Origin of the sequence: Mesorhizobium sp., assembly GCF_041661565.1 — a bacterium.
In the GTDB taxonomy this organism is placed as follows: domain Bacteria; phylum Pseudomonadota; class Alphaproteobacteria; order Rhizobiales; family Rhizobiaceae; genus Mesorhizobium.
The window spans coordinates 13,931-26,365 of sequence record NZ_JBAZUD010000023.1; the positions used below are offsets into that span (position 1 = coordinate 13,931).

Here is a 12,435-nt window from a genome sequence, read left to right on the forward strand (position 1 = left end):
TCACCGGAAAGGGAAGCAATGCTGCTTGAAAAGTAATCCAGCGCGGGCGCGTCCACATCGGAACGCGGCGCTCTTCCAAATGTCAGGGCATTGCGGTCAAGGCAACGCCTTTCGTCATCTTAATCGGCAGCGCCAGCATCACCGGCGTCGTCACTGCCATCGGCCGGCTTGTCGGCGGTGCTGGCGTCGGCCGGCTTGTCGCCATTGCTGCCGGCGGCCGCGGCCGCCTTGGCGGCGTCATCGGCCTGCTTCTTCTGCAAGGCGCGATAGCGGGCTACGTTCTCGTTGTGCTCTTCCAGCGTCGCCGCGAAGACATGCCCGCCGGTCCCATCGGCAACGAAATAGAGATCGTCGGTCTTGGACGGATTGGCGACGGCCTCGAGCGCGGCCCGGCCAGGATTTGCGATCGGCGTCGGTGGCAGGCCGCTGATCATGTATGTGTTGTAGGGCGTCTGCTTTTGGATATCCGACTGGTAGATGGGCCGGTCCGCTGGCTTGCCCTCGCCGCCGAACAGGCCATAGATGATGGTTGGGTCGGATTGCAGGCGCATGCCCTTGGCCAGCCGGTTCAGGAAAACGGCGGCCACGCGGGAGCGTTCGTCGCCCTTGCCCGTTTCCTTCTCGACGATCGAGGCCAGGGTGACGAACTCCTCGATGTTGGCAAGCGGAAGATCGGATGCGCGCCGCGCCCAGACGTCCTCGACCAGGCGCTTTTGATCCGCGAGCAGCTTATCGACCATCTGCTGGCGCGTCGCGCCGCGGGTGAAGCGCAGCGTGTCGGTGGCAAGGCTGCCCTCGGGAGGGGTCGCGGCCGGCATGTCGCCGGTCAAGGCTGCCTCGTCGGCGATGCGCTTCAGCGCCTGCTCAACCGTCAGCCCTTCCGGGATGGTCAGCGAATACATCACCGACTTGCCGCTCTTCAGAAGCTCCATGATGTCGCGCATGGAAGCCCCGGGCTTGATCTCGTACTCGCCGGCCTTCAGCGCCGAATCATTGCCAAAGGCACGCACGCCGAGGCGGAAGACGCGGGCGTCGCTGATCAGTCCGCGGCGTTCGAGCTGGTCGGCTATATCCTGGACGCCGGTATTGGGCTTGACCAGGAACGTGTCGCCATTGGCGGACGGACCGGACTCGGTGAACGCTTGCTTGCCGAGATAAAGGGCGACGCCGGCAGCCAGAACCATCAGCATCACCGAGGAGATGACGAAGTTCATGAACACGACGAACTGGCTGCGCGATGCACGCGAACGCTTCGGCGGCGGAGTCCCGGCTTCCGGGCGCAAAGCCTCGTTGGCCGTCTTTGGCACGATCGGTCCCGACGTCGGACCTCGCCCGAATTCCCCGCTGCCCGCCGGATTTGTGTTCATCTTGCCCTGCCGTTTGATCGCCCAACGAATCCCCTGCGGCAGAGTAGGGGCGAATATGGCAAAATTGACGACACGCCACCGCGTCGCCCGGCGGCTCGACGGTCAGCCATTGTAGCGCTGGAAGACGAGCGAAGCGTTGGTTCCGCCAAAGCCGAAGGAATTGGACAGCGCCACGTCAATCTGGCGGGCCCGCGGCTTGTTTGGCACTAGGTCGATCGCGGTTTCGCGCTCCGGATTGTCGAGATTGATGGTCGCCGGCGCGACATTGTCCCGGATGGCGAGGATCGAAAAGATCGCTTCGGCGGCACCCGCCGCTCCCAGCAGATGGCCGATCGACGACTTGGTCGACGACATGGAAATCTTCGAAGCGGCATTGCCGACGAGCCGCTCGACGGCACCGAGTTCGATCGTATCGGCCATGGTCGAGGTGCCGTGCGCATTGATGTAGTCGACATCGGCCGGCGTCAGCTTGGCCCGGTTCAGCGCCGCCGTCATGCAACGGAAAGCGCCATCGCCGTCCTCCGCTGGCGCGGTGATGTGATGGGCATCGCCAGTGAGGCCGTAACCGGTCACCTCGGCGTAGATTTTCGCGCCGCGCGCCTTGGCGTGCTCGAGTTCCTCGAGCACGACGACGCCGGCGCCTTCGCCCATGACGAAACCGTCACGATCGCGATCGTAGGGACGTGACGCCGTTTCCGGCGAATCATTGCGATCGGTCGACAGCGCCCGGCACGCGGCGAAGCCGGCGATGGACAGCCGCGTCACCGGCGCCTCGGCGCCACCCGCCACCATCACGTCGGCATCGCCCCACATGATCAGCCGAGCGGCGTCGCCGATGGCGTGCGCGCCGGTCGAACAGGCCGTCACAACGGCATGGTTCGGGCCTTTCAGCCCGTGCCGGATCGAAACCTGGCCGGAGACGAGATTGATGATCTGGCCCGGAATGAAGAAGGGGCTGATGCGGCGCGGGCCACGCTCCTTGAGGATCATCGCGTTCTCGGCGATGCCCTCGATGCCGCCAATGCCGGAGCCGATCAGCACGCCGGTGGCGCACTGTTCGGCATGAGTCTTGGGTTCCCACCCGGAATCCTTCAGCGCCTCGTCGGCGGCGGCAATCCCGTACAGGATGAAGTCGCCGATCTTGCGCAATTCCTTCGGCTCGAGCACTGCCTCGGGATTGAAGGTGGCATTGGAGCCGTCACCGCGCGGAATGACGTGGGCGATCTTGCAGGCAAGATCCTCCACCTCGAACTCGGTGATTCGCTTGGCGGCGCTGCGGCCAGTCAGAAGTTCCTTCCAGCTGTGCTCGAAGCCCATGCCGAACGGCGACAACAACCCAAGGCCCGTGACGACGACACGCCTCATCGCAGGTCCTCCCCGGTGATGACTGCGGAAAGCGTCAGGCCGAAGCCTTGTCGATGTACTTCACTGCGTCGCCGACCGTCAGGATGGTCTCGGCCGCGTCGTCGGGAATCTCGACGCCGAATTCTTCTTCGAACGCCATGACGAGTTCGACCGTGTCGAGGCTGTCGGCGCCCAGATCGTCGATGAAGCTCGCCTGCTCCGTCACTTTGTCGGCATCGACACCAAGGTGCTCGATGACGATCTTCTTGACGCGCTCTGCGGTGTCACTCATTTGGGGCATCCTCGTCTTGTGTTTGTCTGTCTTCGTTAGCGGGCGGAATGCCGCTAATCAAGCTGAAAGATGGTCCTGCCGGAAACGCAACGGCCGCGGACCGGTTTTTGCCCGAACCGCCGGGTTGCGGGCCGCCTTACACGAAAAACGGCCCTCGTCCAAGGCGAAATGGCTCTTTTCACAACCCGGCAGGATCGCTGCAGGACCGCGTTCAGATCATCGCCATGCCGCCGTTCACATGGATGGTCTGGCCCGTCACGTAGGCCGATTCGTCGGAGGCGAGATAGGCGACGGCGGACGCCACTTCGGCACTGGTGCCCATGCGGCGCGTCGGGATCGCCGCCATGATCGCTTCCTTCTGCTTGTCGTTGAGCTTGTCGGTCATTGCCGATTCGATGAAGCCGGGAGCAACGCAGTTGACGGTGATGTTGCGCGTGGCGATCTCCTGCGCCAGCGATTTGGAAAAGCCGATCATGCCCGCCTTGGAGGCGCAGTAATTGGTCTGGCCCGGATTGCCGGTGACCCCGACCACAGAAGTGATGTTGATGATGCGGCCGTGGCGGCGGCGCATCATTGGATGGGTGAGTTCACGCGTGAGCCTGAAGACGGCGGTGAGATTGACCTCGAGCACCGTGTCCCAATCCGCGTCCGCCATGCGCACGAAGAGGCCGTCCTTGGTGATGCCGGCATTGTTGACGAGAATGTCGACGCCTTCGAGGTCGGCCTCCGCCTTCTGGCCGAGCGCCTTGACCTCGTCGCGGTTCGACAGGTTGGCCGGGAACAGCTTGACCCGGTCGCCAAGCTCCGCGGCCAGCGTCTCCAGTTTCTCGACACGCGTGCCATGCAGGCCGACAGTGGCGCCTTGCGCATGCAGCACACGCGCAATCGCCTCGCCGATGCCTCCCGAAGCGCCGGTGACGAGCGCCTTGCGGCCGGTCAGTTCGAACATGTTTTTTCCTTCTCTCAAGTCGGACAGCCGTCGAGTTTGGCTATCTGTAGACGTCGCCGCGGTGACCTATTGTCACCACCAGAATTACGAGCCGGTTTTCCTGTACATCACAGATAATTCGATAATCCCCAACCCGATATCTCCAAAAGGTCGCAAGCGGACCGTTCAGCGGCTTGCCAGCTTCACGCGGATCGTCGAGCACCGCGATACGGTTCTCAATGAAATCCCTGATGCGATGACGCGTTTGCGGATCCAGCTTTTCGACGAATTTGCGCGCCGAGCGGGCATATTCAAGCGTCCAGGCCACGCCAGAAGTCCTCGCCCTTCACAACATCCTCTTCGCCACGCCTGATCCGTTCCACAACTTCGGCGGCGAGATAGTAATCTTCCATCTCCTCAATACCGCGTTCGATGAGTTCGCGCAGATAGTAGGCCTTGCTGCGGCCTGTTCTTGCCGCGAGGAAATCCAGACGCTCTTCGATCCCAGGGGCCAGGCGTATAGAGGTTGGCATGGCAATTCTCCATGAATACATGTATTCATGTACAACTGTGCAATCAGGAATTCAAGTCACAATGCGGCTAGCGCCGCCTCGACATCGGCCGAGGTGCCGACGGCTGATGTGGCGATATCGCGGTTGATGCGCCGAGCCAGGCCGGACAGCACCTTGCCGGCGCCGATCTCGTAGAGAGTGGCAACGCCGTTGGCGCCGAACCATTCCACCGTTTCGCGCCAGCGCACGCGGCCGGTTATCTGCTCGACCAGGCGCCGCGCGATCTCGTCGGGATCATTCGTCGGGGTTACGGTGACGTTGGACAGCACGGGCACCGCCGGAGCATGCTTCGTTACCCCGGCGAGCGCGTCGCTCATGACATTGGCGGCCGGCGCCATCAGCGCCGAATGGAAAGGCGCCGAGACCTGCAGCATCAGCGCCCGCTTGGCACCCTTTTCCGTACATCGCTTCGCCGCCAGCTCGACCGCGGCCTTGGCGCCGGAAATCACCAGCTGGCCGCCGCCATTGTCGTTGGCGACCTGGCAAACCGACCCTTTCGCCGCCTCGGCGCAGGCGGCTTCGACCTCGGCCTCTTCCAGCCCGATGATGGCCGCCATCGCACCCTCTCCCGCCGGCACTGCCGCCTGCATGGCATTGCCGCGGATGCGCAGAAGCCGGGCAGCGTCCGCGACCGAAACGAAACCGGCGGCGGCGAGCGCGGAATATTCTCCAAGCGAGTGGCCGGCGACATACGCGACCTTATCCTTCAGCACGAAACCTCGCGATTCCAGCGCCCTGATCGCAGCCAGCGACACCGCCATCAACGCCGGCTGTGCGTTGGAAGTCAGCGTCAAAATCTCCTCGGGGCCCTCCCACATCAGCTTCGAGAGATTCTCGCCGAGAGCGTCATCGACCTCCTGGAAGACCGCGCGCGCCTCGGGAAACGCGTCGGCAAGATCCTTGCCCATGCCGACAGCCTGGCTGCCTTGTCCGGGAAAGGTGAATGCAACGGTCATGCGCAGGCTCCGAACGGCTGGTTATGCTTGTCTGAAAGGCGAGTTTTTCTTGCCTGTGACGCAAGGCGGCACGCCAAGTCAAGTCACTTCGGCCTCGATGATGGCCGCGTTGCTGACGCAATGCGCGCTCCAAAGGACGTTTTTGCCGATCACTCCTGATGAAAACCGCTCACGAATCGTTTGCTGGCTCTTCTTATTTGCGCAACAGGCGCTAGTTTCGCGTGACAGTTCCATGACAATCGCGTGACGGGCGGTCGCTGGGTGGGGAAGTTGCGGTGGTAAAGAGTTCGAAAAGCGTCGGCAAGGTCGCGCCTCAGTTCCTTGAGGACGACCCATCGACCGGTTATCTGCCCGGCAGGACATGGCCGATGCTTCGTTACGGGCTGATCAGCCTGGCGATGTCGGCCGTCCTGGTGTTCGCGATCGAACTGATCGTGCGCGGCGATTTCGCGGGCACCGTCTCCTTCTTCCTTCAACCGCTGAAGCCGGGCTGGACGACGATCGTGGTGTTCGCGCTGATCCTGGTCGGCCTCGACGCGGTCCTCGGCCGCAGCCACCAGAGCCTGATGATCGTCGCGCCGCTGACGCTCGCCCTTGCCTTCGTCGGCCACCAGAAGTCGCATTATCTCGGCGACCCGCTTTATCCGACCGACTTCCTTTATGCGCGCCAGATCTTCGCTCTGCTGCCGCTGCTGGTGCGCGACAGGCCGATGACCGCCCTGGCGATGGTCGTCGGGATCGTCGCCGGCCTGTCGCTGCTCGCCTATGGCTGGAGGCTGTGGCGCCGCAAGGTGCCGGTCCTCAGCCGCAAGGGGCGTCTCGCCCGGCTAACGCTGGCGGTGCCGCTGCTCGCCTTCTTCGTTTCAATCATGGATTATGCGACTTTCTCCTGGACCAGGGATCGGCTGCAGATCATCCCGATCATGTGGGACCAGAAGGAGAATTATGCCTCCAACGGGTTCGCGCTGGCCTTCGCGCTCAACGTGCCGATGGCCCATGTCACGGCTCCGCCCGGCTATTCCGAAAAGGCGATCGCGGCGATTGCGCGGCCGCAGGTCGCGGCCTCGGTGCCTGATGAAAAGCCCGACATCATCATCGTCATGAGCGAATCCTTCTGGGATCCAACCCAGCTGCCCGGCGTCACCATCTCACCCGACCCGATCCCGAATGTTCGGGCGTTGCGTTCGGGTTCGATGTTCTCCCCTGAATTCGGCGGCATGACCGCCAATATCGAGTTTGAGGCGCTGACTGGTTTTTCCAATGCATTCCTTCCGGCCGGTAGCATCCCCTACCAGCAATATGTGCGCACCCCGACGCCCTCGCTGGCAACGTTCCTGAAAAGCGAGGGCTACGAGGCACGCGCGATCCACCCCGGCACCAACTGGTTCTGGAACCGTGGCGCGGTCTACGCCGATTTCGGCTTCAGCGACTTTAAGTCGGAAGAGACGTTGCCGCCCTTGGCAAAGCGCGGCCCGCTGGCATCCGATGCGGCGATGACCGACGAGATCATCAGCGAGGCCGATGCCAGCGTTGAGCCCGTATTCTTCTTCGCGGTCAGCCTGCAGAACCACGGTCCCTACGAACCGCGCCGGTATGACAACCCAACCCACGCGGTACAGGCGCCGATCAGCCAGTGGGCGCGCGAATCGCTGCTCAGCTATGCCGAGGGATCGGCGGACGCGGATCACGGCCTTGAGCGGCTCATCGAATGGGCGAAGAAGCGCTCCCGCCCAACGGTGATCGCCTTCTTTGGCGACCATCTGCCGCCACTAGGACCGGTCTATGTGGAAACCGGTTTCCTCAAGGACAATGTCGCGCCCCGCAAGGAAGCGTCGGCGGATGCTGCCCTCCTGCATCACGACACGCCGTTGGTCATCTGGTCCAATCGCACCGGTCCGGCCCAGGACCTGGGCACCGTCAGCCCGGCCTTCCTGCCCTATCACATCCTGAAATCAGCCGGGATCAGCCACCCCTACTATACCGGCTTCCTGGGCGAGATGCGCGAGCGCTACCGGGTCGTCGACCGCAACCTCTTGCTGACGCCGGCAGGCGGGGCTACGCCCGATTGGGCACGGCAGAAGCAGGTCGATCCGGCGATCAACGATTTTCGTTTGCTGCAATATGACATGATGTTCGGCAAGCGCCACGCTGCGCCCGACTTCTTCCCCGAAACGGTCGACAAGGTTGTCGCCCATACGAGTTGAGAAGATTGGGGCCGCCTGAGTTGCTGGGTTCCTGAGAGGCAGCGAGCTTTGCGGTTTTTGACGCTGGATGTCCGCATCCGCGACACCCAGCGCCCTGTTCACCCTTGCGCCGCGGCAGAATTGCTGTATAGACGCCCGCAATCTGCCGGTCCCAGCTGGGGGCTGAACGGAGGGCCGGAGGTTTTCTCGAAAACCTTCGTGTGAAGCCAGAAGTGCTTCCGCCTCCCGTGTCTCCGCTCTCGACCGTCTCGTAATGCTCCTTTCTTCCCCGTGCCTTCACAGGATCGCGGGTCAGAGAAGTTGCAGAGGCTTTTGCCGCCGGGAACCGGGAGAGAAACGAAGAAAGGCAAAGAACCATAATGGCTCTCTACGAACATGTGTTTCTTACCCGGCAGGACCTCTCGCAGCAGCAGGTCGATGCGCTTGTCGAACAGTACAAGGGCGTCATCTCCGCGAATGGCGGGTCCGTCGGCCGGGTCGAGAACTGGGGACTGAAGTCCCTCACCTACCGGGTCAACAAGAACCGGAAAGCTTACTACACACTGATGGACCTCACCTGCCCGCCAGCCGCGCTCAACGAGATGGAGCGTCAGATGGGCCTGTCCGAGGACGTGCTGCGTTTCCTGACCATCAAGGTCGAGGCGCATGAGGAAGGCCCCTCGGCGATGATGCAGAAGCGCGAAGAGCGTTCGGAACGCGGCGGCTTCGGCGACCGTGATCGTGGCGACCGTGGACCGCGCTCGTTTGGCGACCGTGATCGTGGCGACCGCGGCGATCGTCCGCCTCGCTCATTCGGCGACGCCGGTGCCGATCGTGGTCCGCGCCGTCCGCGCGAAGGCTTTGAAGGGGGTGCAGAATAATGGTCGACATCAATCAGATCCCGACCCGGCGCCCTTTCCATCGCCGTCGCAAGACCTGCCCGTTCTCCGGCGCCAATGCGCCCAAGATCGATTACAAGGACGTGCGTCTCCTGCAGCGCTACATTTCCGAGCGCGGCAAGATCGTGCCTTCGCGCATCACCGCCGTCAGCCAGAAGAAGCAGCGCGAACTCGCCAAGGCGATCAAGCGCGCTCGTTTCCTCGGCCTGCTGCCTTACGTGGTTCGCTAAATTCACCGGAGCGGGCGGTTCGCCGCCCACCTTTCCCGACCGTGACGGGCGCGGCCGGTAGAATACAAAATCCCAAGTTGGATTTCATGCTGAAATCCTAACTGCCGCGACAGGCAGGACAGCGATACCGGCGCCATGCGCCCCAAGCTCCCTGACCTGTTCCAGAGATACCCGGCGTCGATCCCCGATCGCGCCCAACCGAAGGAACAAAACCATGGACGTCATTCTTCTCGAGCGCGTATCGCGCCTCGGCCAGATGGGCGATACCGTCAAGGTCAAGGACGGCTTCGCCCGCAACTTCCTGCTGCCGCAGGGCAAGGCGCTGCGTGCCAACGAAGCCAACAAGAAGAAGTTCGAAGGCCAGCGCGCGCAGCTCGAAGCCCGCAACCTGGAGCGCAAGTCGGAAGCCGGCCAGGTCGCCGAAAAGCTCGACGGCAAGAGCTTCATCGCCGTCCGCTCTGCCGGTGAAACGGGCCAGCTCTACGGCTCTGTCTCGACGCGCGACATCGCCGAGCTGCTGACGGCGGAGGGCTTTACGGTCAACCGCAACCAGATCCTGCTCAACCAGCCCATCAAGACCATCGGCGTCACCAATGTGGCCATCGCGCTGCACCCGGAAGTCGAAGTCACGATCTCGCTCAACATCGCCCGCACGGCCGACGAAGCCGAGCGCCAGGCCAAGGGCGAGACACTGACCACGGCCGAAGCCATCTATGGCGACGACATCAACGACAATGCGCGGCCGGAGAACTTCTTCGACCCGAACACCGAGTTCGACGGTGACGAGGACAACGCCTGATCGGCAGGCCGAAGGGCCGCATCGGCGCTCCCATTGGTTGTCGGGTCCAGTCACTCTGGACCAATGCCCGGGTCTCACGACCCGGGCATTTTTGTGCCAAAAGGAACTTCCCGAAACCCTATATATTGATGCAGAATAGGCAGCCTGTCTGACCGAGAGGGGACATTTGGTCATGAATATCCTGTTGACGCGCGTTCTCGACCGCCTGGTGCGCACAGGCAATCTCAAGGTCACCGGACCGAAGGGCGTGTCGACGGTATTCGGAGATGGCAGCGGCGAGCCGGTCCATCTGCACATCAAGACCAGGCATGCCGAGCGCGCCATCACCTTCGATCCGATGCTGGCGGTGCCCGAATCCTACATGGACGGTGAACTGGATATCCTCGAGGGCGGCGCCCTCGGGCTGATGCGCATCGCTTTCCAGAACATGGGCAGCGGGGGCATAGACGCCACCTGGTCGAAAGCCATCGAAGGCCTGCGCCACGCCCTGCGGCGGCTGCAACAGATCAACACCGCCGCGCGCTCGCGCCGCAACGTGCAGCGTCACTACGATTTGTCGGGCGATCTCTACCGGCTCTTCCTCGACGAGGACATGCAGTATTCCTGCGCCTATTTCGAGCAGCCGGACATGACGCTCGACGAGGCCCAGGCGGCCAAGAAGCGCCATATCGCCGCCAAGCTCAGGCTGAAGGCCGGCCAGACCGTACTGGACATCGGCTCGGGCTGGGGCGGGCTCGGGCTCTATCTCGCCAAGGCATTCGACGTCGACGTGCAAGGGGTGACGCTATCGACCGAACAGCATGGCGTCGCCACCGACCGTGCGCATGCGCAGGGGTTGGAAAGCCGCGTCCATTTCGAGCTCAAGGACTACCGCGAGCTCAACGAGCGGTTCGACCGCATCGTCTCGGTCGGCATGTTCGAGCATGTCGGCGTCAACCATTTCCGCACTTTCTTCGACAAGAGCGCCACGCTGCTGAAGCCAGACGGCGTCATGCTCCTGCATACGATCGGCCGTTCGGGCGTGCCGTGGGCGACAAGCGCCTTCATCCGCAAATACATCTTCCCCGGCGGCTACATCCCCTCGCTGTCCGAGGTCATGCCGGCGATCGAGAAGTCGGGCCTTGTCGTCACCGATGTCGAAATCCTGCGCCTGCATTATGCCGACACGCTCAAGCACTGGGGCGAGCGATTCGCCGCCAACCGCGACAAGGCAAAAGCGATCTACGACGAGCGTTTCTGCCGCATGTGGGAGTTCTACCTGGCGGCCTCCGAAGCCGCCTTCCGCTGGCAGGACTTGGTCATCTTCCAGATCCAGATCACCAAGAAGAACGATACGCTGCCTGTGACGCGCGACTACATGGCCAAATGCGAAAAGGCGTTGGAGATGCGCGACATGGGCCATCGTGAAACGACGTCCGTCAAGAAAAGCGTGGCGGCCAAGCCAACTCGCCGCCGCAGGGTTGCTGGACAGGAATAGCATTGCCGCTTGCCATTGCCGGCCGATGTCCCGAAAAGGCTTTGTGACCATAAGGCCTTTTTCATGACTTATATCCTCTATATCGCCGCCGCACTGGCCGAGATCGCGGGCTGCTTTTCATTCTGGGCGTGGTGGCGGCTGGAAAAGTCACCGCTGTGGCTGCTGCCTGGCCTCGCGTCACTCGCCGCGTTCGGATTCCTGCTTGCGCTGGTCGAAGCCAATGCCGCCGGCCGTGCCTACGCCGCCTATGGCGGCATCTATATCGCGGCATCGCTCTGCTGGCTGTGGCTGGTGGAAGGCGTGCGCCCCGACCGCTGGGATCTTGCCGGTGCCACGCTTTGCATCGCCGGCGCCTCGGTGATCCTGCTCGCGCCACGGGGAGCCTGATCCGTGGAACTGCCGGCCCCGCTTCGCCAGGGCGTCGAGCGCCTGCTGGAAGACATTCCGCTCGCCTCCTTGAAGCAGGCAGCGAAGACGCTCTCCGACCGTTACCGGGCCGAACTGCGCGACGGCCGTCTGCACATGGCGCAGGATGAGGCCGTGCAGGCCTATCTGGCGACGCGGCTGCCGGCGACCTATGCCGCCATCCGCGCCAGCCTCGACGCGCTGAACGAGGCCCGGCCGGACTTCATGCCAAAAACCCTGCTCGACATCGGCGCCGGCCCTGGCACGGTGCTTTGGGCCACGACGGACCTGTGGCCCGACCTTGAACAGGCGGTTCTGCTCGAAGCCAGTGCAGCTGTGCGCAAGGTTGGCCAGACGCTGACGGCCGATACAATTGCCGCCCAGATCACATGGCTGGCCGGTGACGCCACCACCGATCTCGCAGAACTCAAGCCGGCTGACCTGGTCACCTGCGCCTATGTGCTCGACGAGATCGTGCCCGCCTCCCTGCCGAAGCTTGTCGCACAGCTCTGGCAACTCACCGCCGACACGCTGCTGGTCGTCGAGCCGGGCACACCCGCTGGTTGGCAACGCATCCTGGCCGCGCGCGGGCAATTGATCGAGGCCGGCGCTCATGTGCTGGCGCCCTGCCCGCATCAGGCGCCCTGCCCGTTGGCGCCGCCAGACTGGTGCCATTTCTCCCGCCGCGTCGCCCGCTCGCGCCTGCATCGGTTGGCCAAGGATGCCGACGTGCCGTGGGAAGACGAGAAATTCATCTTTGTCGCCGCCTCGCGTCAGCCCGCTCCCTTGCGTTCGGCCCGGGTGATAGCGCCGCCGAGATCCGGCTCAGGCAAGGTTTTGCTCAAGCTTTGCCAAGAGAACGGCATTGCCGAGGAAAAGCTGTTCACCAAGCGTGACGGTGAGTTGTTCAAGACCGCGCGGCGGCTGGACTGGGGCGACGCATTTCGCAGCTGACGCCACCGGGTGCCCACAAGCAACTTTCC

15 protein-coding genes are annotated in these 12,435 nt (G+C 63.2%); 7 read left to right on the forward strand and 8 right to left on the reverse strand.

Annotated elements, in window-relative coordinates:
- Window positions 1-119: 119 nt before the first annotated feature.
- The 8 genes from mltG to WC739_RS06540 form a co-directional block, all read right to left on the reverse strand.
- A complete protein-coding gene (mltG, locus tag WC739_RS06505) occupies window positions 120-1,367 on the reverse strand; it encodes an endolytic transglycosylase MltG (RefSeq protein WP_372952199.1) in 1,248 nt (415 codons plus the stop codon).
- A gap of 102 nt (window positions 1,368-1,469) precedes the next feature.
- Window positions 1,470-2,732: a beta-ketoacyl-ACP synthase II gene (gene fabF, locus WC739_RS06510; RefSeq protein WP_372952200.1), complete on the reverse strand. Its 1,263-nt coding sequence runs from the start codon at window positions 2,730-2,732 to the stop codon at window positions 1,470-1,472.
- Between the two features lie 34 nt (window positions 2,733-2,766).
- Complete coding sequence (locus WC739_RS06515) at window positions 2,767-3,003, reverse strand: acyl carrier protein (protein WP_006203723.1); 237 nt, start codon at window positions 3,001-3,003, stop codon at window positions 2,767-2,769.
- Between the two features lie 211 nt (window positions 3,004-3,214).
- Window positions 3,215-3,952 (reverse strand): 3-oxoacyl-[acyl-carrier-protein] reductase, encoded by a 738-nt coding sequence (fabG, locus tag WC739_RS06520; RefSeq protein WP_372952201.1) that lies wholly within the window; start codon window positions 3,950-3,952, stop codon window positions 3,215-3,217.
- Between the two features lie 40 nt (window positions 3,953-3,992).
- Window positions 3,993-4,259 carry a type II toxin-antitoxin system RelE/ParE family toxin gene (locus WC739_RS06525; protein ID WP_372952202.1) on the reverse strand — a complete coding sequence of 89 codons (267 nt, stop codon included), beginning with the start codon at window positions 4,257-4,259 and terminating at the stop codon, window positions 3,993-3,995.
- Window positions 4,243-4,464 (reverse strand): CopG family transcriptional regulator, encoded by a 222-nt coding sequence (locus WC739_RS06530; protein WP_372952203.1) that lies wholly within the window; start codon window positions 4,462-4,464, stop codon window positions 4,243-4,245. The genes WC739_RS06525 and WC739_RS06530 overlap by 17 nt, the downstream gene beginning before the upstream one ends.
- Window positions 4,465-4,520: 56 nt before the next feature.
- On the reverse strand, window positions 4,521-5,459 hold the full coding sequence (gene fabD / locus WC739_RS06535) for an ACP S-malonyltransferase (RefSeq protein WP_372952204.1): 939 nt from the start codon (window positions 5,457-5,459) through the stop codon (window positions 4,521-4,523).
- Window positions 5,460-5,537: 78 nt separating this feature from the next.
- The gene (locus WC739_RS06540) at window positions 5,538-5,693 is read right to left on the reverse strand and encodes a hypothetical protein (RefSeq protein WP_372952205.1); all 156 of its coding nucleotides are present in this window, start codon (window positions 5,691-5,693) and stop codon (window positions 5,538-5,540) included.
- 134 nt (window positions 5,694-5,827) lie between these two features.
- Here WC739_RS06540 and WC739_RS06545 point away from each other — a divergent pair, with 134 nt between their 5' ends.
- The 7 genes from WC739_RS06545 (at window position 5,828) to WC739_RS06575 (ending at window position 12,406) form a co-directional block, all read left to right on the forward strand.
- On the forward strand, window positions 5,828-7,663 hold the full coding sequence (locus WC739_RS06545; RefSeq protein WP_372952228.1) for an LTA synthase family protein: 1,836 nt from the start codon (window positions 5,828-5,830) through the stop codon (window positions 7,661-7,663).
- A gap of 359 nt (window positions 7,664-8,022) precedes the next feature.
- Window positions 8,023-8,523 carry a 30S ribosomal protein S6 gene (gene rpsF / locus WC739_RS06550; RefSeq protein ID WP_372952206.1) on the forward strand — a complete coding sequence of 167 codons (501 nt, stop codon included), beginning with the start codon at window positions 8,023-8,025 and terminating at the stop codon, window positions 8,521-8,523.
- Entirely contained in the window at window positions 8,523-8,771 is a 249-nt protein-coding gene (gene rpsR / locus WC739_RS06555) for a 30S ribosomal protein S18 (protein ID WP_006203718.1), read from the forward strand. The genes rpsF and rpsR overlap by 1 nt, the downstream gene beginning before the upstream one ends.
- A 214-nt stretch (window positions 8,772-8,985) precedes the next feature.
- Entirely contained in the window at window positions 8,986-9,570 is a 585-nt protein-coding gene (gene rplI / locus WC739_RS06560) for a 50S ribosomal protein L9 (protein ID WP_372952207.1), read from the forward strand.
- 172 nt (window positions 9,571-9,742) lie between these two features.
- Entirely contained in the window at window positions 9,743-11,047 is a 1,305-nt protein-coding gene (locus WC739_RS06565) for a class I SAM-dependent methyltransferase (RefSeq protein WP_372952208.1), read from the forward strand.
- A 63-nt stretch (window positions 11,048-11,110) separates the two neighbouring features.
- Window positions 11,111-11,434 (forward strand): YnfA family protein, encoded by a 324-nt coding sequence (locus WC739_RS06570; RefSeq protein ID WP_372952209.1) that lies wholly within the window; start codon window positions 11,111-11,113, stop codon window positions 11,432-11,434.
- A gap of 3 nt (window positions 11,435-11,437) precedes the next feature.
- Window positions 11,438-12,406: a small ribosomal subunit Rsm22 family protein gene (locus WC739_RS06575; RefSeq protein ID WP_372952210.1), complete on the forward strand. Its 969-nt coding sequence runs from the start codon at window positions 11,438-11,440 to the stop codon at window positions 12,404-12,406.
- Window positions 12,407-12,435: the final 29 nt, after the last annotated feature.